Origin of the sequence: Kosakonia sp. HypNH10, assembly GCF_029850615.1 — a bacterium.
GTDB classification, from domain to species: domain Bacteria; phylum Pseudomonadota; class Gammaproteobacteria; order Enterobacterales; family Enterobacteriaceae; genus Kosakonia; species Kosakonia cowanii.
This window is the reverse complement of record NZ_JAOTIU010000004.1, coordinates 411157-434513: the sequence shown is the minus strand read 5'-3', so window position 1 is coordinate 434513 and position 23357 is coordinate 411157. Positions and strand designations below refer to the sequence as shown.

Here is a 23357-nt window from a genome sequence, read left to right as displayed (position 1 = left end):
CCAGGGTCTCCATTAACGCGTTGTCGTTTCGGCAAAATTTAGCACGCAGGGCTTGATAACCAGATGAAAAAACACCGCCCGCAGGCGGTGTTGTCGTGGTTAACGAACCAGATGCAGGAAGTGTAGATGCTTTTCATATTGATCAAGAATATCGTTGATCAACTGCTCCTGGTTCCAGCCCATAACATCATAGTTTTGCCCGCCCTCTTTCAGGTAGATTTCCGCGCGGTAGTACTTATGCTGCTCCGCCTGTTGTTCATCGCTCTCCAGACCCGAAATCGCAAAGGTAGGGGTGTTATACCCGCGCAGCCTCACTTCATAGATAAAGTTAAGCTCATCGCCCAGGTCGACTTCGAAGCGAATACGATCGTCCGCCGCGTCGCTGATGGTGCTGCGCGTTCCCTGCTTATTCAGCTCCTCCTGCACCAGCGTCATGGCCGGCTGGATAACATCATCCATAAAACGTTTTACCAGCGAGCGTTTGGGCAGATAGGCGATATTACGTAACCGGCGCTGCCACGGAATCGGGTTGCGCGCCGCAGTCGGCGCGATGGTCGCCATGCTTTGGCTTTCACGTTTTGTGAGATCCCGGCGCAACGCTTTCAACAGCCCATAAATCGAGATCAGCAGGATCACCGAGAAGGGCAGCGCACTGGCAATGGTCACCGTTTGCAACGCGCTTAACCCGCCCGCCAGCAGCAGCGCAATCGCCACCACGCCCATTAGCCCTGCCCAGAAGATGCGCTGCCAGACCGGCGTATGGCTTGAGCCGCCTGAGGCGAGGGTATCCACCACCATGGCACCAGAGTCAGCAGAGGTGACAAAGAAGACGATCACCATCGCCATGGCGATAAACGACAGGATGCTGGAGAAGGGGAAGTGCTCAAGGAAGTTAAACAGTGCCAGCGCGACATCCTGCTGCACGGTGTCAGCCAGGTCGCGTGCGCCTTCGGTCATGATGAGATGGATCGCGCTGTTACCAAACACCGTCATCCACAGCAGCGTGAAACCTGCCGGGACAAACAGCACGCCGGTGACAAACTCACGGATCGTTCTGCCACGGGAGACGCGGGCGATAAACATACCGACAAATGGCGACCAGGAGAGCCACCAGCCCCAGTAGAGCAGCGTCCAGCCACCCAGCCAGTTGCTCGACTTCGGTTCATAGGCGTAAAGGTTAAATGTCTTACTCACCAGCTCGGAGAGATATCCGCCGGTGTTCTCGACAAAGGATTTAAGCAGCAGCACCGTCGGACCCAGCAGCATCACTAACGCCAGCAGCAGCAGCGCCAGGCTGAGGTTCAGTTCAGAGAGAATACGAATCCCTTTATCCAGCCCCGATACCACGGAAATGGTGGCAAGACCGGTGATCACGACGATCAAAATAACCTGCACGGTTTCATTAATCGGCACACCGAAAAGGTGATTCAGACCAGCATTGACCTGCAATACGCCATAGCCCAGCGAGGTGGCGACGCCAAAGACCGTACCGATCACCGCGAAAATATCGACGGCGTGACCCAAAGGCCCATAAATGCGATCGCCAATAATCGGGTAGAGCGCGGAGCGCAACGTCAACGGCAAACCGTGGCGGTAGCTGAAGAAGGCGAGGATCAAGGCGACAATCGCGTAGATGGCCCAGGCATGCAGACCCCAGTGGAAAAAGGTCAGGCGCATCGCCTGCTTCGCCGCCTCAATGGTTTCAGGTGTCCCCACCGGTGGCGATAAATAGTGCATCACCGGCTCCGCCACACCAAAGAACATCAGGCCGATTCCCATGCCTGCCGAAAAGAGCATGGCGAACCAGGAGTGGTAGCTGAAATGGGGCTGTGCATGGTCGGGCCCAAGTTTTATGTCGCCGTAGCGCGAAAGCCCCAGGAAGGTCACGCTCAGCAGGATCAGCGCGACGGCAAGGATATAAAACCAGCTGGCATTGGTGAAAAGCTCCTGCTGTAACAGCTTGAATTTGCTGTCAGCCAGCTCGGGGAAAAGCGATGCGAAAGCCACAAGGAGCACGATTAATAACGCCGATGTGAAAAACACCGGCTTATTAATCGTGTTACCCGGCTTTTTTGTCGAAAGATCTTGTTCACTCATAATCTATTCATTCCATAGGTTAGTTGCCCTGAACGGATATAAAGAACAGCGAAATAGTAACAAATATGATGGTCATGAGAAGTTATTATTCGAATAAATATAACCATGTAAAAAATAAGATTTATGCGGTAATGCCTGGCTCGCAGGATTTTGTCTTTGTTATTGGAAGGAGAGGCGCAGTAGAGAATCGATCCTGCCAGCATGCCAATTTTAAGGCGGAGGAGTCGGGGAGAAGCGCTCTCCCCGATATGCACGAATATTAGAAGGTAACGCCAGCGCCTAAATAGGCTCCATCGATAATGGTATGGCCCGGACGGCCATCTTTGCCATCGACACTTGCGTGGCGGTAACCGGCTTTAAGCGTAAGCGGCGTGATAGGTGTCCACTTAATGCCGCCATTCGCTTCGACATAGTTTTTCACGCTGTTGGTCAGACCCTCCGGTGCGGAGTAGCCTTCGCCATAGAGATGAACGCTGTCCGTCAGCGCCCAGTCGATACCGCCGCCAATCGGGAAGGCTACGCCGTTATCACCTTTTTTCGGCCCGAGGTAGACGGCTTTCGTGCCGGCAGAGAGGGTCAACGGACCGAGGCCAAAGTTATAACCCACGCCCAGGCTGCCCAGCTGCGCGCCATCTTTGGTATTTTTTACCCAGTTGCTCTCTGCATATAAGCCGTCTGAGCTTTTGCCTAATTCAGCATTGAGATTGGTGTAGTTCTTGCTTTGTTCGGCAGTAAAACCCATTGCCAGCGCTGAACCGGATGCCATCACCAGAGATAAAGATAAAAGAACAGATAATTTTTTCACGTTTGTCACTCCTCAATAATTTCGCAGTGAACTTATCAAGCGAGCTTCTGTCTGAAAAACTGCTCTGGTCTCAAAATGTAAATTGCGTAACGCCTGATATTTAATGCGCTTTGTGGCTATTATTTAACGATGTCAATGCTGATTACCCGTCTGGTTTAGCGTTGGTTTAATTCCCCACCTCAATTAATATTGAATATTAATCCTGGTTGTTCTTTTTTTAATCATCGATTTAAACGTGAAAAGTATTACCATCGCAATTAATAATAATCATTTCTCTTTGACTTTAATATGCAGTTACATTTTTTGAAATAATTATATCTGCCACGAACTTTATAACCCTGCTTGCTTACAAGTTTGCATCATCTATCGTCCATTGCTGAAGAGCTGCTCCGCTTCGCTAAAGCACGCTTGCTCCAGCCCACAACCGCGTGGTGTAAAATTATTTTTAACGACATTAATAGCACCCTAATAAAGTGCCATCGCTAAAAAGCTAAATAAATATGATATATCCTAAGCGAAGCGGTAATATTTTATGCCGAAATGAATTCGTTGTGCGTTGCAGTAATACGTGATTTAGATCATGAATACTGTACTTTACGCATAAGCTGAAGAATAAATCATAAAGTTAAATTTTAAGGCTGACGATAACTGGGAAATAGCGCCCCCAATCTAACTTTATGGTGAACCGTATGTCCGTTACCGCTTTAATAGGAAACATCGCGAATAATCTAAGCGTCGGCAAAAAACTGACCTCCAGTTTTATTATCGTGCTTATTATTATGATGATTACCGTTGCAACAGGTCTTATTGGCTTTAAAAAAGTTGAAGAAAATGCGGACAAAGAAGCGGTTACCGTCCAGATGGTAAATACACTCAGCACCGCACGCCTTAACCGCACCCTTTATCAATATACCGGCTCGGCAGAAAACGCTGATAAAAACCTCAAAGCTTTACAACAGATTATTGAGCTGGCGAAAACGCTGGATACCTTTTCCTGGAGCCAGGAAGGCCAGACAAAAATTGACAGCCTGCAACAGCAAACCGAAACCTATATGGCACAAAGGAGCACCTTTGTTTCGTCAATACAGCGCCGTAATGAGCTGGCCGCCGCGTTGCGTAGTGCAAAGATTGAAGATATCGCCCAGCAGGCCGCTTCACTGAGCGTCAGCGATAGCTTGCTACCTGAAAGCGCGGTGGTGGCCGTGCGCCTTGAAGCCCGGTTGCAGCAGTCGGCGCTATTAATTGAAGAGCTGATTGACTCCGGCAGCGCTGATACGGCTGCCCGTCTCAGCACCGCACTTCAGCAAAGCGCGGAATATGGTAAAGCGCTCGCCGGGCAGGGCGGAGAACTCGCCTCTTTAAATGCCGCCTTGACCACCGAGCTTGCCAGCCTGCAGGGGAATATTGACCAGTTCGTTACTACGTTTGCCAATCAGGCAACGCAGTCCAAAACCCTGACCGGCACCGCCACCCAGTTAAACGAATCCGTTGAGAATTTCTTCGTCTGGCAGCAGGCGCAGGTGAAGGAAACCATGTCTCATGCGATGACTATCATGCTGCTTGCAGCCGCAGTAGGCATTGCGATTGCGCTGCTGATTGCCTGGCGCATCACCCGTAACATTACCCGCCCGCTGCGTGAAACGCTGCACATCGCCGAGCGCATTTCGCAGGGCGATCTCACCATGTCTATCACCACCCAACGTCGCGATGAGCCGGGGCTGCTGCTGCAAGCGGTTTCCGTGATGAATGAGAACCTGAAAGAGGTGATCTCCCGTGTGCGTAGCGGCGTGGAGAGCGTGTCGCGCGCCTCGGCGGAAATCGCCGCGGGCAATATCGATCTCTCCTCGCGTACTGAGCAGCAATCCGCTGCGGTAGTGGAAACTGCCGCCAGTATGGAGGAGCTGACCTCGACGGTGAAACAGAATGCGGAAAACGCCAGCCATGCCAGCAAACTGGCGGCAGAGGCCTCTTCCAGCGCCGACCGCGGTGGCAAGATTGTTGGTGAAGTGGTCACCACCATGGAGGGGATCCGCGCCAGCTCGCACAAAATTGGCGACATCATCAACGTTATTAACAGCATCGCTTTCCAGACCAATATCCTCGCGCTTAACGCCGCAGTAGAAGCGGCGCGTGCGGGCGAACAGGGACGCGGGTTTGCGGTTGTTGCAGGCGAGGTGAGAACGCTGGCGCAGCGCAGCGCCACGGCGGCGAAAGAGATTGAAGCCCTGATCCACGAAGCGGGTAGCCAGGTGGAGAACGGTTCTAAGCTGGTGGCGGGTGCCGGTGAAGCGATGGAGGGGATCGTCAACTCTGTGGCCCAGGTCCGCAATATCATGAACGAGATTGCCGGCGCGTCAGAAGAGCAGAGCCGCGGCATCTCGCAGATCGGTCAGGCGATGGCAGAGATGGATACCACCACTCAGCAGAACGCCGCGCTGGTGGAGGAGTCCTCTGCGGCAGCAAGCTCCCTCGAAGAGCAGGCGCGCGAGCTGGAGCAGACCATCTCCATCTTTACCCTCTCCGGTCATAAAGCGCAGGCCGCGAAAAAGCCTGCGGTAAGCAAGACCGCCGCGCTTAAACCGGCGCTGGCAGAGACAAGCTGGGAAAGTTTTTAACGCGCATTGACCGGGGGTTACCTGAACCTGCCGCCTTGTGCGGCGGGTTAAGTTCGACCTGAGGCGTGGGTTGGTTATAATGGGCGCCGGTGATATCTATCACGGCCCTAACAACCCGGCGCAAACCGCCCCAAATGAGTACCATCAATGAGTGAAATGATTTACGGCATCCACGCGGTGCAGGCCCTGCTGGAGCGCGCCCCGGAGCGTTTTCAGGAAGTCTTTATTCTGAAAGGCCGCGAAGATAAACGTCTTCTGCCGCTGATCCACGCGCTGGAAGCGCAGGGCGTGGTGATCCAGGTGGCGAACCGCCAGTATCTGGATGAGAAGAGCGAAGGCGCAGTGCACCAGGGGATCATTGCACGCGTTAAGCCTGGCCGTCAGTATCAGGAAAACGATCTGCCGGATCTGATCGCCAGCCTCGATCAACCCTTCTTTTTGATCCTCGATGGCGTTACGGATCCCCATAACCTCGGGGCCTGTTTGCGTAGCGCCGATGCGGCGGGCGTCCATGCGGTGATCGTACCGAAAGATAAATCGGCCCAGCTCAACGCCACGGCGAAAAAGGTGGCCTGCGGCGCGGCGGAGAATGTACCGCTGATCCGCGTGACCAACCTGGCGCGCACCATGCGTCTGTTGCAGGAAGAGAGTATCTGGATCGTCGGCACCGCGGGCGAAGCGGATCACACCCTGTTCCAGAGCAAAATGACCGGGCCGATGGCGTTGGTGATGGGTGCGGAAGGTGAAGGTATGCGCCGTCTGACCCGCGAGCACTGCGATGAGCTGATCAGCATTCCGATGGCGGGCAGCGTCTCCTCGCTGAACGTTTCGGTCGCGACCGGTATCTGCCTGTTTGAAGCGGTGCGCCAGCGCAGTTAAGTGCGTTTAATGCCGGATGGCGCTTCGCTGATCCGGCCTACGGAACAATGCCGGATGGCGCTTCGCTTATCCGGCCTACGCAATAATGCCGGATAGTGCTTTGCTTATCCGGCCTACGCAAAATCGCGCTGTTACTCCTCGAGCGACCGCAAATGGTCATCTTTATTGAGCGTCATCAGCGCCGCAATGCTCACCACCGCAGTCGCCATCACGTAATAGGCCGGAATATCCAGGTTGCCGGTCTCCTTAATCAGCCCGGTAATGATTAACCCCGCACAGCCCGAAAAGAGCGCGTTTGAGAGCGAATAGGCTACGCCGAGGCCGGTGTAGCGCACGCGCGTTGGAAACATCTCTGACAGCATCGCCGGGCCGGGGCCTGCCAGCACGCCCACCAGCCCGCCCGCAATCAGCACCACCACCGCTTTTACCGCCAGCGTGCTCGACTCTGCCTGCAAGATTTTGAGCAGCGGCAGCGCAAGGATCAGCAGCAAGAGGGTCGCTGTCACCATCACCGTGCGGCGGCCATAACGGTCGCTCGCTATTCCGGCAGGTATGATGGTAAGCGCAAAGCCGACATTGGAGATCACCGCAATCAGCAGCGCCTGGTTAAAGCCGGTATGCAGCGCCGATTGCAGGTAGGTCGGCATAATCACCAGATAGGTGTACCCGGCGGCGGACCACACCATCACCCGGCCGATGCCCATAAAAATCGCTTTCAACGTCGCGGCGCGGTTAGCCCGCTGAGCGGGCGGTTTCTCCTGCTGCTGCACAAAACTCGGCGTCTCCTCCATGCTCACCCGCAGCCACAGCGCGACCACGCCCATCGGCAGGGCGAGGAAGAAGGGGATGCGCCAGCCCCACTCGTGCAGCGCTTCCGGCGTGAGGATCGCCGAGAGCAGCGCCACCACCCCCGCGCCGCTGAGCAGCCCCAGCGCAACGGTAAAGGATTGCCAGGCACCATATAGCCCGCGTTTGCCGCGCGGGGCGAACTCGGTCATCAGCGACACCGCGCCGCCATACTCACCGCCGGCAAACAGCCCCTGCAAAATGCGCAGCCCGGTAATGATCAGTGGTGCGGCAATACCAATCGAGGCATAGACCGGCACCATACCGATGGCGGCGGTCGCCAGCGTCATCAGCACCAGGACGATAATCAGCGTCGGTTTACGCCCCAGCCGATCGCCGATGCGCCCGAACAGCACCGCGCCCAGCGGGCGAAAGAAAAAGGCGATGGCAAACGACGCGTAAGTGAGGATCAGGCTGGTCAACCCCGTGTCGCCCGCCAGCTGGAAGAAGTTTTTCGCAATCACGGTGGCGAGAAAGCCATACACCGCAAATTCGTACCACTCGATAAAGTTGCCAATCGAGCCGGCGATAAGCGCACGCTTGTGCGCATCTGGCGCAGGGTGAGGTGAATGCATAATGATTCTCGTTGGGAAGGTGAGAATAAATTATTCATTAGAATGTCAGCCGGGAAATATATTATTCCTGAATAATGTGAGCCGTTTCACGATTGATCGCAACGATATTACCGCTGTGTGACTCCCCTCCCATGCAGCGCCAGCGCGGGCTGTCCATACTTAGCGGCGTGGCCATTGAAGGAGGGCGAGAGCATGCGCTGGCAAACGCACACCGTTTTTAACCAACCCATTCCCCTGCATAACAGCAACCTGTTTCTGTCTGACCGTCCCCTCTACGACGCAGTGATGCGCGAGGGCGCGGCGTGGGACGCGGAACTGCTCGCCAGCATCGGTCAGCAGCTCGGCACAGCGGAATCTCTTGAACTCGGTCGGCTGGCAAATGCCAATCCACCGGAACTGCTGCGCTACAGCAGCACCGGCGAGCGGCTGGATGATGTGCGCTTCCACCCGGCCTGGCACCTTTTAATACAGGGACTGTGCAGCAACCGCGTGCATAACCTGGCGTGGGAAGAGCAGGCGCGCGCCGGATCGTTTGTTGCGCGCAGTGCCCGTTTCGTGCTGCATGCGCAGGTGGAGTCCGGCACGCTGTGTCCCATCACCATGACTTTTGCCGCCACGCCACTATTACAGCAGGCACTTCCCGCTGCTTTTGCAGGCTGGCAGCAACCGCTGCTCAGCGATCGTTACGATCCTCATCTGCTGCCGGGCGGGGAGAAGCGCGGGCTGCTTATCGGCATGGGGATGACGGAGAAGCAGGGCGGCTCCGATGTGCTAAGTAACACCACACGCGCGGAGAAGAGTGGCGATCACTACCGGCTGGTGGGGCATAAGTGGTTCTTTTCGGTGCCGCAAAGCGATGCGCACTTAGTGCTGGCGCAGACGCCGGGCGGGCTATCCTGCTTCTTTGTGCCGCGCTTTCTGCCGGACGGGGAGCGTAACGGCGTGCGCCTTGAGCGGCTCAAAGAGAAGCTCGGCAACCGTTCGAACGCCAGCAGCGAAGCGGAGTTTGTTGACGCCTGCGGCTGGCTGCTCGGCGAAGAGGGCGACGGCGTACGCCAGATCCTCAAAATGGGCGGGCTGACGCGCTTTGACTGCGCCCTCGGTAGTCACGGCCTGATGCGCCGCGCCTTTTCCGTGGCGCTCTATCATGCCCATCATCGCCAGGCATTTGGCAAAAACCTTGTCGATCAGCCCCTAATGCGCGATGTGCTCAGCCGCATGGCATTACAGCTGGAGGGGCAAACGGCGATGATCTTTCGCCTCGCCCGCGCATGGGATAACCGGGCGGATGCACAGGAAGCGTTATGGGCGCGGCTCTTTACGCCGGTGGCGAAGTTTGCGGTGTGTAAAAGCGGCATGCCGTTCGTTGCCGAAGCGATGGAGGTGCTGGGCGGGATCGGCTACTGCGAAGAGAGCGAACTACCGCGACTCTACCGCGAAGTACCGGTCAACAGTATCTGGGAAGGTTCGGGAAATGTGATGTGCCTGGATGTGCTGCGCGTGCTGGCCAAACAGCCGGGCGTGCTGGCGCTATTAAGCGAGGAGTTTGCGGCGGTCAAAGGGCGGGATCGCCATTTCGAACGCGCCTGGCGACAGCTCCAGCCGCGGCTGCGTAAGCCGGACGAAGTGCAGGGGCGGGAGATTACTCAGCAGCTCTGGCTACTGGGCGTCGGTGCGCAAATGCTGCGGCACGCATCGCCGCCGATAGCGCAGGCGTGGTGCCAGATGATGCTTGATACCCGCGGCGCGTCGCGGATTGATGAACAGGTCAAAAGTGACCTGCTGCTGCGCGCCACGGGCGGAGCCCATTAATCCATTTTTAAGCGGAACAGGCTGACCAGCTCGCTCAGATGCGCCCCTTTCTCACGCAGAATGCGCGCGGTCTCTTCACTCTGGGTTACGCGTCCGGCGTTGATGTGCGTGGCATCGCCAATGTGCGTCATCGCCAGGTTCACCTGATTAATCCCGGCAGACTGTTCATGAGAAGCATGGTTAATCTCATGCACCAACTGGTTGATATTGTTCATGTGATTGATGATCGCCTGCATCGCAATGCGGGTCGCCTCTGACTGAGAGTGACCTTCGCCCACTTTTTTCAGCGTATCGCCAATCAGCGCGTCAATCTCTTTCACCGCGTTGGCGCTGCGTGCCGCCAGGGCGCGAACTTCCTGGGCGACAACGGCAAAGCCTTTGCCATGTTCGCCTGCGCGCGCCGCTTCCACCGCCGCGTTAAGCGCGAGGATGTTGGTCTGGAAGGCAATTGACTCGATCACATGGGTAATATCGGCGATACGCTGTGAAGCGGCGCGAATATTTTCCATTGTCTCAACGGAGTGTTCGACGGTCTGACCGCCTTTTTTCACCGCGTCGGTGGTTTCATTTACCAGGTGCTGAGTCTGCTCCATATTGGCCGCATTTTGCTGCACGGTGGCGGCAATCTGCTCCATGCTGGCGGAGGTCTCTTCGACGCTGCTGGCCTGCTTATTGATTTGATCGCTGATCTCACTGCTGTCGGCGGCCAGTGCATTGGTGCCGAGGTTGATCTCGGCGGCGGATTCACGCACCTGCAGCACAATTTTATGCAGCCCATCGCCAATGCCATTGATCGCGGCGATCAGCTCTCCTACTTCATCGTGACGATCCACTGCCAGCGTGGCGCGCAGATCGCCTGCGGCATACTGCTGTGCCAGATCGATCACGCTACGCAGCGGACGTGACAGCCAACGGCGAATAATCACCACAAACAGCGTCGCGAAGAGCAGGGAGACGATCACGCCCGCCAGCAGGAACTGGTTACGCATGGCGTTAACATCGTGCAGCAGCGTGGCTTTATCGACTTCACCGACGACCGCCCAGTTCCAGCCGGGCAGCGCGGTGTAAGAGAGCAGCAGCGTACGGCCATCGGCGCTCTGCTGTGTCAGGGTGCCGCTCTCGTTGTTCAGCACCGCCTGCAGATCGCTTTCGCTCCACTGCGGGCGTTTGCCTTCTTGGTCACCGTGGAACAGGTAGTTGCCGAGGTTTTTCCCTGGGTTGCGGTCAATCACGAAGAAATGCCCGCTCTCGCCCAGTTTGCGTCCAAGAATTTTGCCGCGCATCACCTGCCAGGAGCGGGTGATATCAACGCCGACAAAGAGAATGGCGATGGTGTTGCCGCTGGCATCTTTTACCGGCTGGTACTGGGTGATATAGCGCTTGCCGAACAGCAGCGCGAGGCCGCGATAAACCTCACCTTTCATCACCGGAGCAAACGCCGGGCCGGCGGGATCAAGCTTGGTGCCGATCGCGCGATCGCCATTCTCTTTACGCAGAGACGTGGCAACACGCACAAATTCGTTGCCGCTGCGTACAAACAGGGTGGCAATCGCGCCGGTGCGGTTAAGGAAATCATCGGGAATAGCATTGTTGTTATGCAGTTCAACGTCACCGGCTTTCAGTAGCGGAACGTCGATGCCGTTAATCTCGCGGCGCTGTTGCGGGTCAATGACAAGCGGCTGCGGCAGGAAACTGCCGAACAAGCGGGTGTAGCTTTCAACTTCTTCAGTGAGGCTGCTGTTGAACATCTCTACCATGTCGACCACGCCTGTGGACTGGCTGTGCAGATCTTCCATAGCCAGCGTTTCCAGCTGTTGGCTGGCGTTGTTGCTCATCAGAAAGGTAAATAAAAGAAATAGCGTCGCAACGCTTGCACCAGTCAGCAAAGAGAGCTTTGCACCAAGGCTGGCACGACGAAAGAGGGCGCTCATAATGTGTCCGTTTTTGTATGTGTGAGCCTCCTTAACGGCAGGGCGCGGACAACATTTAGCGTAGATGTGTAACAATATGTTACACGGATGTATCACCCGAATAACATAATCTTAAAGAAAGTAGGGGCATAAAGAAACGCCCTGAATTAGTGGCTTTTATTGACGACACTCAGGCGTAAAGAATCGCCTGCACCTGCCACGAATCAACCTGCATCGCCTCCTGCATGCGAATAATGCGATACCAGGAAGCACCCTGTTCATCCGCTTTCAGGGCAATGACACGCTCAACATCTTGCTGGCTGCCGGCGACGTTATCGACTGAGATAAGGCCAATTTCGTTAAGCCCCGTGACGCGGTCGGCGCAGGCAAACTCGGCGGACTGCGCGGTGGTGTTCAGCATACCGGCAGAGAGTAACAGCGAGTTTAAGGCGAGAGATTGTTTCATTGTCGTCAGCTCCATTTTTCGCTACCCCGAGTCGGATCGGGGCTTCCTTACGCACAAGAGAAGTCAGAACCCAATAGTGCACAGAAGAACATCAATGGACGCAAAGCAGTGTAAAAGTCCTTAAAATCAATACCTCGCTACGATCGATAAAGCAGGGCGCGACCATACCAACGGCCGGGGAATACGCTGTCATCCATCATTATGATGACGTAATAGTCTGCTTTCGCCTCGGAGGCTTTGGCTTTGAGCGCTGTTTCTACATCCATGGGCGAGCCCATTACCGTGACGTTAACCGCCCCGATCTCCCGCAATCCCTGCGTCTGATTCCGACTAATCTCTTGCGGCGTTTCCGTGGCCGGCGGCGCAGGTTGCGGTTTGCCTTCCAGCGCGGCACAGCCGCTGATAAGCAGGGCAAATAACAGCGGCAGCAGGGCGCGCATCGGTTTCTTATCTCTACTGATAGCCATAGTGTAGTTCCTGATGGGTTTCACTTTGGGGGTCATGTTCCCGAAGTGTTAGCTTGAGCACTGATTTCGAATGAAAGTGTTTTGAAAGCGTAAGCTGGCTCTCATCATGCGCAATGCTTATGCGGAATCTGGCTTGCGCCAGCGCGCTGCGGGTGGCATATCTGCACTATAGATCACGGAGGGAAAAATGATTGAAATTCAGACAGACCACTTTGCCGGTAATGAGGCGCTACACGCCTTTCCGGTCGGAAAAGGGCAACAACCGCTCCCCTGCGTCGTGTTCTATCACGGCTTTACCTCATCAAAGCTGGTGTACAGCTATTTCGCCGTCGCGCTGGCGCAGGCGGGTTTTCGCGTGATCATGCCCGACGCACCCGATCACGGCGCGCGCTTTAGCGGCGACGCCGAGCGCCGCTTGCGTCAGTTCTGGCAAATCCTGCAGGGCAACCTTGAAGAGTTTGCCGCGCTGCGCGATGCGTTGCACCAGCGCAACCTGATTGAAGAGAACCGGCTGGCGGTGGGCGGCGCATCAATGGGTGGAATGACGGCGCTGGGCATTATGACCCGTCATCCGGAGGTGCGCTGCGTCGCCAGCCTGATGGGATCGGGCTACTTCACCTCGCTTGCCCGCACGCTGTTTCCGCCGCTTGACGTTACTAACGCCGCGCAACAGGAAACTTTCGATGCCATTCTCGCGCCGCTGGCGAAATGGGAAGTGACGGGCCAGCTGGAGAGAGTCGCCGATCGCCCGCTGCTGCTGTGGCATGGCGAAGCGGATGATGTCGTGCCCGCAGCTGAATCCTTCCGATTACAGCAGGCGCTGGCCGACACGCAGCGTGACGCCAGGCTTACCACTCTGTGGGAAGCGGGGGTTGCTCATCGCATTACGCCGCAGGCGCTGGAGGCGACGGTCGGCTTTTTTAGCCGTCATCTTTAAGCGGCGGGGCGGGATCCGGGCGTTGGATCAGCACCGGTTCGGCGTCGCATTCGTCGGTAAGATTATGATTAATATAGATAACACCTAAGCTCTGCACGTCATCCATATTGCGGGCTTGCGGTGGGGGAAGGTTGATCGCTGCGCTAGCCTGGGCGCTGAGCAGCAGGGTTGCTAGTAAAAGTGCGATGTATTTCATGATGTTACGCTCCAGTACGTCGTCGGGAACTATCGCCTGTACATCTCTTCTCCTTATGGTTGTGAGGTGCGCTGGTTAAGTGTAATTCGCCGTGGCGGCTTCTCTTGGCGCTTAGTGCGAATTAATTGTGCAATTCACCTTGAGTTCCTGGGGGGACGCCAGTATTATGACGCGTCAATTTTTCAGCCGACCTTTAACACGTTCCTTGCCTCCCCGGGCCTCGGCTGACCCAGACAGGAGGCTGAATAATCCGTAAGGAGCAATTCGATGCGTCATTACGAAATCGTTTTTATGGTCCATCCTGACCAGAGCGAACAGGTTCCGGGCATGATCGAACGTTACACTGGTGCAATCACTGCAGCAGAAGGTACGATCCACCGTCTGGAAGACTGGGGCCGCCGTCAGCTGGCTTACCCGATCAACAAACTGCACAAAGCACACTACGTTCTGATGAACGTTGAAGCGCCGCAGGAAGCGATCGATGAGCTGGAAACAAACTTCCGCTTCAACGACGCCGTTATCCGTAGCATGGTTATGCGTACTAAGAACGCGGTAACCGAAGCATCTCCGATGGTTAAAGCGAAAGACGAGCGCCGTGAGCGTCGCGATGATTTCGCAAATGAAACCGCAGATGATGCAGATGCTGGGGATTCTGAAGAGTAATTCCTGATGACCAACCGTCTGGTGTTGTCCGGCACCGTGTGCAGGACGCCGCTGCGAAAGGTCAGCCCGTCAGGAATTCCACACTGCCAGTTCGTGCTTGAGCACCGCTCTGTGCAGGAGGAAGCCGGTTTTCACCGGCAGGCGTGGTGCCAAATGCCTGTAATAATCAGCGGGCAGGAGAACCAGGCCATTACTCACAGTATAACGGTCGGTAGCGCAGTAACCGTTCAGGGGTTCATCAGTTGCCACAAGGCAAAGAACGGCCTGAGCAAAATGGTTCTGCATGCCGAGCAGATTGAATTGATAGATTCTGGAGACTAGCCAAATGGCACGTTATTTCCGTCGTCGCAAGTTCTGCCGTTTCACCGCGGAAGGCGTTGTTGAGATTGATTACAAAGATATCGCTACGCTGAAAAACTACATCACCGAAAGCGGTAAGATTGTCCCGAGCCGTATCACCGGTACCCGTGCAAAATATCAGCGTCAGCTGGCACGCGCTATCAAACGCGCTCGCTACCTGTCCCTGCTGCCGTACACTGATCGTCATCAGTAATCGGTCACGGTCCATTAATACGACTTTGAGAGGATAAGGTAATGCAAGTTATTCTGCTTGATAAAGTAGCAAACCTGGGTAGCCTGGGTGATCAGGTTAACGTTAAAGCGGGCTACGCTCGTAACTTCCTGGTACCGCAGGGTAAAGCTGTTCCGGCTACCAAGAAAAACGTTGAGTATTTCGAAGCACGTCGCGCTGAGCTGGAAGCCAAACTGGCTGACGTTCTGGCGGCTGCTAACGCTCGTGCTGAGCAAATCAATGCACTGGGCACCGTTACCATCGCGTCTAAAGCAGGCGACGAAGGTAAACTGTTCGGTTCCATCGGTACCCGCGATATCGCTGACGCTGTAACTGCAGCTGGCGTTAAAGTGGCGAAGAGCGAAGTTCGTATGCCGAACGGCGTTCTGCGTACCACCGGTGAGCACGAAGTGGACTTCCAGGTTCACAGCGAAGTATTCGCTAAGCTGACTGTAAACGTAGTTGCTGAGTAATTTTTTACTCTTCACTGCGCTCTGAGTTGTTCGGGTCTGCAGGCGCTAACGCCTCTGCAACATGAACGACAACGAGAGACGAAGCGCCGGCCTTGTGCCGGCGTTTTGCTTTTCTGCTCCGCCGACAATTCCCGTCTTTCCCGGTAGCTATTTACGCCGCATTCTCAGATACTAAATTGAAACGCAATTTTATTTTTTGAGATTAGCCATGGACTCCCCTCTGCCTGCCCCCGTTTTTGCCCGTCGTCATATCGCTTACGCCTGCGCCACGCTCTGCTGTCTGTTATGGGGTAGCTCCTATCCGGCGATCAAAAGCGGCTATGAACTGTTCCATATCGCTACCGACGACATCCCCTCCAAAGTGGTGTTTGCCGGGTACCGTTTTCTCTTTGCCGGGGCGCTACTGCTGCTATTCGCGCTGGCGCAGCGTAAACCGATCGCCAGGCTTAGCGCTTCGCAGTTTGGGCAATTGACGCTGCTCGGGCTGACCCAGACCTCGCTGCAATACACCTTCTTTTATATTGGCCTTGCCTATACGACGGGGGTGAACGGATCGATCATGAATGCTACCGGCACCTTCTTCAGCGTGCTGCTGGCGCACTTCATCTATCACAATGACAAGCTGAGCTACAACAAAACGCTCGGCTGCGTGCTGGGCTTCGCGGGCGTGATGCTGGTGAGCTTCCACGGCGGGCTGGCGGATTTTCGCTTTGTCTGGCAGGGCGACGGCTTTGTCATTCTGGCGGCGTTTATCCTCTCTGCCGCCACGCTGTACGGTAAGCGGATTTCGCAAACGGTCGATCCAACGGTGATGACCGGCTGGCAGCTGGCGATAGGCGGTCTGGCGCTGCTGGCGGGCGGCTATTTTACGGGCGGAACGCTGGTGATGGATAGCGCGGCGGCGGTCGCGGTGCTCGCCTACCTGACGCTGCTCTCTTCTGTCGCCTTCGCTCTCTGGAGCGCGCTGCTGAAAGTGAACCGCGTCAGCATGATAGCGCCCTTTAACTTTGTGATTCCGGTGGCAGGCTCGGTGCTGTCGGCCATCTTCCTCGGCGAGAATATTCTGGAGTGGAAATACGCTGTCGCGCTGGTGCTGGTCTGTACGGGGATCGCGTGGGTCAATAAGCGCGCCGGGTAATTGCTGCCCGGCGCATAAAGTTTAGCGGGCGCGGATAAAGCTGCCGTCCGGCTGGCGGGTAAAGAGCACCTGCTGGCCGCTGGTCTCAATCGTTAGGCCGGTGACCACGCCGCTGGCGTTCTGGCGGATCTTCACCATCTGGCCGCTTTGCAGATTGCTGAGCGGCTTGCCGTCGCCCTCAACCTTCGCCATCGCATAGACATCCGTTGGCGGCAGATTATGATCGCGGAACAGCTGCGCGAGAGTTTTCCCTTCGCCCACCCGGTAGGTGCGCCACTGCTGCTCAATGCCGCTGTTGGTCGCCAGCGGCTGGCTGTTTTGCTCTGCGGTGGGCTGCTGCTCGGTTGAAGGCTGCTGCTCAATCGACTCCTGCTGCTGCATCGACGCTTCCGCGCTGGGGGCGTTGAGCTGCGGATCGTTGACCACCTGCGGCGGCGCGACATTCGGCGAGTTTTGCAGATCGAGCTGCGCATCGCGCGCCTCACTGCTGCGCTGCGGCACGCTCTCATCCGTTGTCGGCAGCAGAAAGCCGATAATAACCAGCAGCGCCGCCAGAATCAGGCCGCGGCGGTGAAGGGGCGGGAGCGGGTCCATCAGGCGAAAATTGTCCGGGGCATGCCAGATCTTCGCAAGGGTAGGTTTCAGTTCAAATCGCCCGGGCATGGCTCTCCTCCTGCTCCGCGTCATTTAATATCCTGTCTCGTTGAGTATATACACTTTATCTTCCTGCATTGGCGTTCGCGGCGTTTAAGCGCATGAAAGCCCATATAAAGTACTATTTTGTCACCACAATGCAGGGTTTTGCTAACGTGAACCATTCTTTCCCTTTCGCGCGCTTTTGTCATCTTTCCCGTGACAAAGTTGTGCCCGGCCCAGGGCGGCTGTTATGCTGCGCGCTACTTTAAAAAGCGATGGAAGGAAAACCCATGACCACCCCAACTTTTGACACGATCGAAGCGCAAGCCAGCTACGGCATTGGTTTGCAGGTAGGACAGCAGCTGAGCGAATCCGGGTTAGAGGGGCTGTTACCGGAAGCGCTGGTCGCGGGTATCGCCGATGCGCTGGCGGGCAAACAGCCTGCTGTACCGGTAGACGTTGTTCATCGCGCGCTGCGTGAAATCCACGAACGTGCTGACGCGGTTCGTCGCTCCCGTTTCGAAGAGATGGCGGCAGAAGGCGTGAAATACCTTGATGAAAACCGCGAGCGCGAAGGCGTTAACAGCACCGAATCCGGTCTGCAATTCCGCGTTCTCACCCAGGGCGAAGGCGCTATCCCGGCGCGCACCGACCGTGTACGCGTCCACTACACCGGTAAGCTGATCGACGGCACCGTATTTGACAGCTCCGTCGCGCGCGGCGAACCGGCTGAATTCCCGGTTAACGGCGTGATCGCTGGCTGGATCGAAGCCCTGACCCTGATGCCGGTTGGCTCCAAATGGGAACTGACCATTCCGCACAACCTCGCTTACGGCGAGCGCGGCGCTGGCGCATCCATCCCGCCATTCAGCACGCTGGTGTTTGAAGTGGAACTGCTGGAAATTCTGTAAGTTTCGGCGCAAAACTCCTCTCTTTTAATAGAGGAGAGGGGTTTTAACTTCGTGAATCGTTGGTAAACAGAACTATTAGCAATATATTATCTTGCAAAGCGCACAATCAGGTGTATTTTTGTGAGCTGTTTCGCATTTGCCAGGTGATATAACACTCACTTTAAACAAATATTTAACATTCAATTTAATTCAGAGTATTCATCCCGCCGATTCTTACCTAATATCGATCCGTCCATTAAGGACGAAGCAGACACGTAAAGGCCAGCAGAGCCCAACAACACAGACAGGAAAACAACATGGTAGATCAAGTTAAAGCCGACGCTGATAATGCGGCTCCGGCTGAACAGTCGCTACGGCGTAATCTTACGAACCGGCATATTCAGCTAATTGCTATTGGCGGTGCCATTGGTACCGGTTTATTTATGGGTTCCGGCAAAACAATTAGCCTCGCCGGTCCGTCAATCATCTTCGTTTATATGATCATCGGCTTTATGCTGTTTTTCGTTATGCGTGCGATGGGCGAATTACTGCTTTCCAACCTCGAATATAAATCTTTTAGCGACTTCGCCGCCGACCTGCTCGGGCCGTGGGCGGGGTACTTTACCGGCTGGACCTACTGGTTCTGTTGGGTCGTCACCGGCATGGCGGACGTGGTCGCCATTACCGCCTATGCACAATTCTGGTACCCCGGCCTTGCCGACTGGGTCGCCGCGCTGGCCGTGGTCGTCGTGCTACTGAGCCTCAACCTTGCGACAGTGAAAATGTTCGGCGAGATGGAGTTCTGGTTCGCGATGATCAAAATCGTCGCCATTGTGGCGCTGATTATCGTCGGCGTCGGTATGGTGCTGATGCATTTCAAATCGCCGACCGGCGTTGAAGCCTCGTTCAGCCACCTGTGGAATGAGGGCGGCTGGTTCCCGAAAGGTATCAGCGGCTTCTTTGCAGGCTTCCAGATCGCGGTGTTTGCCTTTGTCGGTATCGAACTGGTCGGCACAACCGCCGCGGAGACGAAAGATCCGGAGAAATCCCTGCCGCGCGCCATCAACTCGATTCCGATTCGTATCATCATGTTCTACGTCTTCGCGCTGATCGTGATTATGTCGGTCACGCCATGGAGCTCTGTGGTTGCAGATAAGAGCCCGTTTGTTGAGCTGTTCGTGCTGGTCGGCATTCCGGCAGCAGCGAGCATCATCAACTTTGTGGTGCTGACTTCTGCCGCCTCTTCCGCCAACAGCGGCGTCTTCTCCACCAGCCGTATGCTGTTTGGCCTGGCGCAGGATGGCGTGGCACCGAAAGCGTTCGCCAAACTCTCTAAACGCGCGGTACCGGCGAAAGGGCTCACCTTCTCCTGCATCTGCCTGCTGGGCGGTGTGGTGATGCTCTATTTCAACCCGAGCGCGATTGCGGCGTTCACCATGATCACCACCGTATCGGCGATCCTGTTTATGTTCGTCTGGACGATCATTCTCTGCTCGTATCTGGTCTATCGTAAACAGCGCCCGCAGCTGCACGAAAAATCGATCTACAAAATGCCGCTCGGCAAAGTGATGTGCTGGGTGTGCATGGCGTTCTTCCTGTTTGTGCTGGTGCTGCTGACGCTAGAAGCGGACACTCGCCAGGCGCTGCTCGTGACGCCGCTGTGGTTCGTGGTGCTGGGCGCGGGCTGGCTCTTTGCCGGGAAGAAGCGCATTGCTAACCGCAAGCCATAAAAAAAGAGCCGCGAGGCGGCTCTAAACTTCCATATCAAGGACGCTCTCGGGCGTCTTTTTATTTTTCACCTGCGAGGGCACGCGGGAAAAGGTTGTTATTTTCCAGGCTGATGTGTTCCATCAAATCATCAATCAGCGTGTTGATACCGTTATACATCGCCTTCCAGGTGGTGCAGGCTTCCGGCGGTGGCGTCACATTCTGCGTGGTGTGCTTAATCACCTCCAGCAGCTCGCCCGCCTCATCGTGCTCGCTCTCCATCACGCTGATTGGCCCCATCGCCTGCGCACCCATGCCCTGTTTAATCATCGGGAAGAGGATCTGCTCCTCCTTCATCATGTGGCTGGAGAGCTCCTCGTGCAGCATGGTGAGGTATTTGGTTAACCCGCGCGGCACATTCGGCTTATCGGCGTGGACGCGCTCCACTTTGCTGGCTTGCAGAATCAGCTCCGGCAGCTGTTCGCGGTGGCGATCATGGTAACGCACAATGATGTGGTCGATGATCTCTGCCAGCGGTGCCGTGCGCCACTCCTTGTCGAGAGGCTGCTCAGCAAGTTTCGCCAGTTCGGCTTCAATGGCGTCGATATCGAGCGCTTTACGCGCCGCCGAGCGGCCCAGCGTCTGCTTACCGCCGCAGCAGTAATCCATATCATATTTACGAAACAGGGCAGAAGCGCGTGGAATGGAGAGCGCCAGCTCGCCCAGCGGTTGATCGCGGAAAGCCATAGCAGTTACCTCATCGTGGAGTCTATAAGTTGTATTTTAAATGCATCTTTATCGCGATGATATACCCCTTACGGAGAACGGGGCACTCCTTATTCCTTTCTTGCGTGAAAAACCGTGATACGCATCACAAAAAATCTTTCGAAATTAACACATTGAATACAATTACTTTTTCTGGAAAGTTTTGGATAGGGCAAATTATTGACATTAAACAACTTTTCATCGCTGCCGATAGTCTCTGTTCTGACAATATTCTGTACGCAATAAAGGCCGACGATGTTCAAACGTATCAAAGTTATAACTTTATTAATCATGGTTTTAGTTGTGCTTGGCGCACTTCAGCTGATTTCAGCTGGCGTTTTCATTAGTGCGCTAAACAATGACAAGCACAACTTCAATGTTTCTCAGGTATCGAGCCAGAACGTATCCGAATTTACCGATGCGTGGATCAGCCTCAACCAGGCGCGTGTGACCCTGAACCGCGGCATGCTGCGCTTACAGAGCAGCACCGCCAGCCAGATTAACGGCGGTCAGCTCGGTGAACTGGTGCAAAACGCCACCGACCTGCTTAACCAGGCGCAGCAGCATTACGATGTTTACTACAAGCTGCCGCAGACGCCGGGTATGGATCAGGCGCTCTCTGACGAGCTGGAGAAGCAGTACAGCACCTACCACGCAACGCTGACTGAAATGAACCGCCTGCTGCTGGCCGGTAAGCTGGAAGATATGTTCCGTCAGAATGCGCAGAAAAAACAGGAAGGGATGGAGAAGAGCTACCGCGCCTGGCGCGCCGAGCAGGCTAAGCTTGCCAGCGAAGGTGTGAAGCAGAACGAACATGACTACATCCGCATTCTCTGGATCCTGGCGGCAGTGATGATCGTCGTGCTGGCTGTTATCGCCATGAGCTGGGTGGCAATGCAGCGCGTGCTGCTGAAGCCGCTGCATGAAGTGATGAGCCACATTCGCCATATCGCTACCGGTGATTTGACCCACGCGATCCACGCCGAAGGCTCCAACGAGATGGCGCGTCTGGCGCAGAACGTGCAGGAGATGCAGCAGTCGCTGGTGAAAACCGTCAGCGTGGTGCGCGATGGCGCAGACACGATCTATACCGGTGCCGGTGAGATTTCTATCGGTAACAACGATCTCTCTTCGCGTACCGAGCAGCAGGCGGCCTCGCTGGAAGAGACCGCAGCCAGCATGGAGCAGCTGACCGCAACGGTGAAACAGAACGCCGACAACGCCCGTCAGGCAACGCAGCTGGCGCTTAACGCGTCCGGTACCGCGAAGAAAGGCGGTGAAGTGGTGGATGGCGTGGTGCGTACAATGGACGAAATCGCCGCCAGCTCCAGCAAAATTGCCCAGATCACCAACGTGATCGACGGTATCGCCTTCCAGACCAACATCCTGGCGCTGAACGCCGCAGTTGAAGCTGCCCGTGCCGGTGAGCAGGGTCGTGGTTTTGCCGTGGTGGCAGGTGAAGTGCGTACGCTGGCACAGCGCAGCGCGCAGGCCGCGAAAGAGATCAAAGGGCTGATTGATGACTCCGGTAACCGCGTAAGCGCCGGTTCGGCGCTGGTACACGAAGCCGGTGAAACCATGGCTGAGATCGTCAGCGCGGTAACGCGTGTGACGGATATCATGGGCGAAATCTCCTCTGCGTCCGATGAGCAGAGCCGTGGTATCGACCAGGTTGGCCAGGCTGTTGCCGAGATGGATCGCGTGACCCAGCAGAACGCCTCGCTGGTGCAGGAGTCCGCCGCTGCGGCCGCTGCGCTGGAAGAGCAGGCCGCTCGCCTGACCGAAACCGTTGCGGTGTTCAAAGTGAACCGCAGCCGTGACGTTCAGCGTCCTGCGTTGCGCTCGCCGGTTGCGATGGCGAAGACACCGGCCACGGCTGGCGTTAACGAAGCCAACTGGGAAACCTTCTGATTAAAACCCGGCGTAAGCCGGGTTTTTTTATGGCTGCTCAATCTGAGTGATGCGGGCTTTCTTCGGCTTCGAAACCACCGCCATCACCACGCCGCCAATCAGCAGGGTAATACCGATCAGGGTTAAGAGCGGCGGCAGGCTCTGGCGCAGCAGGAAGGTATAGAGCAGCCCGGCAAGGGTTTCAAAGACAATCAGCGGGCCGACAATCACCGTCGGCAGGCGCTGGCAGGCAATGTTCCAGCACAGCGCGCCCACCCACGAGCAGAGCACCGCAATGATGAACATCAGGCCGATAAACAGTAGCGGGCGCGGGCCGAAGGGGAGCGCGAAGTCGGGCTGCTGAACGTCAAGCCACAGACACGCCGCAAGATAGCCTGCCAGGGACAACGGCAGCGTCACCAGCGCCTGCGCCGTTGCCCACATCATCGGGTTCTTATCCGGGTTTTCCCGCAGCCAGCGCGCGTTACGCAGCGCATACCACGCCCAGCAGGCCACCGAAACAAAGGCCAGCGCAATCCCTGAGCCATACCGGCTCCAGCTAAAATCCGCAATGCCCTGGCGCAGTTCGGCAACGTTCACGCACCCCAGCCCGATAGCGATGGCAATCAGCGCCGGTAGCAACCGGCCCCAGGCGAGTTTGCCGTCACGCTGGCTGTAGAGCAGGTTGGCACACACCGGGATCACCACCGGCAGCGTGGCGATAATCATCGTCGACACCGGGCCACCGGTGCGCTGGATAGCGCTGGCAAGGCAGACGTAGTAGATCAGATTGCCCATTAACGTGAGCCACAGCGCCGTCCACCAGTCGCTTCGCGTTAACTGGCGCAGACGCGCGCGCCCGAGCCACGCTAACGGCAGCGCGATCAGCCCCAGCGCCAGGTAGCGCCCCGTCGATTGCAGGGCTGCCGGGTAATCCGGCACGATCAGCGGCCCGACAAAAATCAGCCCCCAAAACAGCCCGGCGAGCAAGGCATACAACACACCACTTACCATCTCTT

General features: G+C 56.2%; 22 protein-coding genes. 12 read left to right on the top strand and 10 right to left on the bottom strand.

All coding sequences use genetic code 11. From position 1 onward, the window contains the following. Positions 1 to 99: 99 nt before the first annotated feature. Together betT and N7V53_RS14395 are read right to left on the bottom strand one after the other, a co-directional pair. On the bottom strand, positions 100 to 2097 hold the full coding sequence (gene betT, locus N7V53_RS14400; protein WP_279793771.1) for a choline BCCT transporter BetT: 1998 nt from the start codon (positions 2095 to 2097) through the stop codon (positions 100 to 102). A gap of 259 nt (positions 2098 to 2356) precedes the next feature. Next, positions 2357 to 2902 (bottom strand): YfaZ family outer membrane protein, encoded by a 546-nt coding sequence (locus N7V53_RS14395; protein ID WP_279793770.1) that lies wholly within the window; start codon positions 2900 to 2902, stop codon positions 2357 to 2359. 860 nt (positions 2903 to 3762) lie between these two features. Here N7V53_RS14395 and N7V53_RS14390 point away from each other — a divergent pair. Continuing rightward, positions 3763 to 5517 carry a methyl-accepting chemotaxis protein gene (locus N7V53_RS14390; RefSeq protein WP_279793769.1) on the top strand — a complete coding sequence of 585 codons (1755 nt, stop codon included), beginning with the start codon at positions 3763 to 3765 and terminating at the stop codon, positions 5515 to 5517. Between the two features lie 147 nt (positions 5518 to 5664). Further along, on the top strand, positions 5665 to 6396 hold the full coding sequence (gene rlmB, locus N7V53_RS14385) for a 23S rRNA (guanosine(2251)-2'-O)-methyltransferase RlmB (RefSeq protein WP_023478470.1): 732 nt from the start codon (positions 5665 to 5667) through the stop codon (positions 6394 to 6396). A 131-nt stretch (positions 6397 to 6527) separates the two neighbouring features. Here the strand turns inward: rlmB and N7V53_RS14380 are convergent, their stop codons facing one another. Then, on the bottom strand, positions 6528 to 7817 hold the full coding sequence (locus N7V53_RS14380; RefSeq protein ID WP_279793768.1) for an MFS transporter: 1290 nt from the start codon (positions 7815 to 7817) through the stop codon (positions 6528 to 6530). A 192-nt stretch (positions 7818 to 8009) separates the two neighbouring features. Here N7V53_RS14380 and N7V53_RS14375 point away from each other — a divergent pair, with 192 nt between their 5' ends. Then, positions 8010 to 9629, top strand: a complete 1620-nt coding sequence (locus tag N7V53_RS14375; RefSeq protein ID WP_279793767.1) for an isovaleryl-CoA dehydrogenase — start codon at positions 8010 to 8012, stop codon at positions 9627 to 9629. Here N7V53_RS14375 and N7V53_RS14370 read toward each other — a convergent pair. The 3 genes from N7V53_RS14370 to bsmA all read right to left on the bottom strand — a co-directional run bounded on the left by N7V53_RS14370 (position 9626) and on the right by bsmA (position 12445). Then, positions 9626 to 11560 (bottom strand): methyl-accepting chemotaxis protein, encoded by a 1935-nt coding sequence (locus tag N7V53_RS14370; protein ID WP_279793766.1) that lies wholly within the window; start codon positions 11558 to 11560, stop codon positions 9626 to 9628. The genes N7V53_RS14375 and N7V53_RS14370 overlap by 4 nt on opposite strands. Positions 11561 to 11729: 169 nt before the next feature. After that, positions 11730 to 12020 carry a DUF1471 family protease activator YjfN gene (gene yjfN / locus N7V53_RS14365; protein ID WP_034811924.1) on the bottom strand — a complete coding sequence of 97 codons (291 nt, stop codon included), beginning with the start codon at positions 12018 to 12020 and terminating at the stop codon, positions 11730 to 11732. Positions 12021 to 12142: 122 nt separating this feature from the next. Next, entirely contained in the window at positions 12143 to 12445 is a 303-nt protein-coding gene (bsmA, locus tag N7V53_RS14360; RefSeq protein ID WP_054803080.1) for a biofilm peroxide resistance protein BsmA, read from the bottom strand. A 214-nt stretch (positions 12446 to 12659) separates the two neighbouring features. Here bsmA and yjfP point away from each other — a divergent pair, with 214 nt between their 5' ends. After that, positions 12660 to 13409: an esterase gene (yjfP, locus tag N7V53_RS14355; protein WP_279793765.1), complete on the top strand. Its 750-nt coding sequence runs from the start codon at positions 12660 to 12662 to the stop codon at positions 13407 to 13409. On the opposite strand, the gene N7V53_RS14350 is transcribed toward yjfP, so the two are convergent. Further along, positions 13393 to 13605, bottom strand: coding sequence for a hypothetical protein (locus N7V53_RS14350; RefSeq protein WP_279793872.1), 213 nt, complete (start codon positions 13603 to 13605; stop codon positions 13393 to 13395). The genes yjfP and N7V53_RS14350 overlap by 17 nt on opposite strands. 267 nt (positions 13606 to 13872) lie before the next feature. On the opposite strand from N7V53_RS14350, the gene rpsF reads away from it, so the two are divergent. The 5 genes from rpsF to N7V53_RS14325 all read left to right on the top strand — a co-directional run bounded on the left by rpsF (position 13873) and on the right by N7V53_RS14325 (position 16450). Beyond that, entirely contained in the window at positions 13873 to 14268 is a 396-nt protein-coding gene (gene rpsF, locus N7V53_RS14345) for a 30S ribosomal protein S6 (protein ID WP_023478405.1), read from the top strand. Positions 14269 to 14274: 6 nt separating this feature from the next. Continuing rightward, positions 14275 to 14589 carry a primosomal replication protein N gene (gene priB / locus N7V53_RS14340; protein WP_023478447.1) on the top strand — a complete coding sequence of 105 codons (315 nt, stop codon included), beginning with the start codon at positions 14275 to 14277 and terminating at the stop codon, positions 14587 to 14589. A gap of 4 nt (positions 14590 to 14593) precedes the next feature. Then, complete coding sequence (gene rpsR / locus N7V53_RS14335) at positions 14594 to 14821, top strand: 30S ribosomal protein S18 (RefSeq protein ID WP_005974788.1); 228 nt, start codon at positions 14594 to 14596, stop codon at positions 14819 to 14821. A 41-nt stretch (positions 14822 to 14862) separates the two neighbouring features. Further along, the gene (gene rplI, locus N7V53_RS14330; protein WP_042711846.1) at positions 14863 to 15312 is read left to right on the top strand and encodes a 50S ribosomal protein L9; all 450 of its coding nucleotides are present in this window, start codon (positions 14863 to 14865) and stop codon (positions 15310 to 15312) included. Positions 15313 to 15520: 208 nt separating this feature from the next. After that, positions 15521 to 16450: a DMT family transporter gene (locus N7V53_RS14325; protein WP_279793764.1), complete on the top strand. Its 930-nt coding sequence runs from the start codon at positions 15521 to 15523 to the stop codon at positions 16448 to 16450. A gap of 21 nt (positions 16451 to 16471) precedes the next feature. On the opposite strand, the gene N7V53_RS14320 is transcribed toward N7V53_RS14325, so the two are convergent. Next, the gene (locus N7V53_RS14320; protein ID WP_279793763.1) at positions 16472 to 17113 is read right to left on the bottom strand and encodes a LysM-like peptidoglycan-binding domain-containing protein; all 642 of its coding nucleotides are present in this window, start codon (positions 17111 to 17113) and stop codon (positions 16472 to 16474) included. A gap of 263 nt (positions 17114 to 17376) precedes the next feature. Here N7V53_RS14320 and fklB point away from each other — a divergent pair, with 263 nt between their 5' ends. Both fklB and cycA read left to right on the top strand, forming a co-directional pair. Continuing rightward, positions 17377 to 17997, top strand: coding sequence for an FKBP-type peptidyl-prolyl cis-trans isomerase (fklB, locus tag N7V53_RS14315; protein WP_277173989.1), 621 nt, complete (start codon positions 17377 to 17379; stop codon positions 17995 to 17997). Positions 17998 to 18293: 296 nt separating this feature from the next. Beyond that, a complete protein-coding gene (gene cycA / locus N7V53_RS14310) occupies positions 18294 to 19706 on the top strand; it encodes a D-serine/D-alanine/glycine transporter (protein WP_124970385.1) in 1413 nt (470 codons plus the stop codon). Positions 19707 to 19764: 58 nt separating this feature from the next. Here the strand turns inward: cycA and ytfE are convergent, their stop codons facing one another. Further along, positions 19765 to 20430: an iron-sulfur cluster repair protein YtfE gene (ytfE, locus tag N7V53_RS14305; RefSeq protein ID WP_279793762.1), complete on the bottom strand. Its 666-nt coding sequence runs from the start codon at positions 20428 to 20430 to the stop codon at positions 19765 to 19767. Positions 20431 to 20703: 273 nt separating this feature from the next. Between ytfE and N7V53_RS14300 the strand changes: the two genes are divergently transcribed. Then, positions 20704 to 22359: a methyl-accepting chemotaxis protein gene (locus N7V53_RS14300; RefSeq protein ID WP_279793761.1), complete on the top strand. Its 1656-nt coding sequence runs from the start codon at positions 20704 to 20706 to the stop codon at positions 22357 to 22359. A gap of 27 nt (positions 22360 to 22386) precedes the next feature. Here N7V53_RS14300 and N7V53_RS14295 read toward each other — a convergent pair whose 3' ends face one another. Beyond that, positions 22387 to 23352, bottom strand: a complete 966-nt coding sequence (locus N7V53_RS14295) for a DMT family transporter (RefSeq protein ID WP_279793760.1) — start codon at positions 23350 to 23352, stop codon at positions 22387 to 22389. Positions 23353 to 23357: the final 5 nt, after the last annotated feature.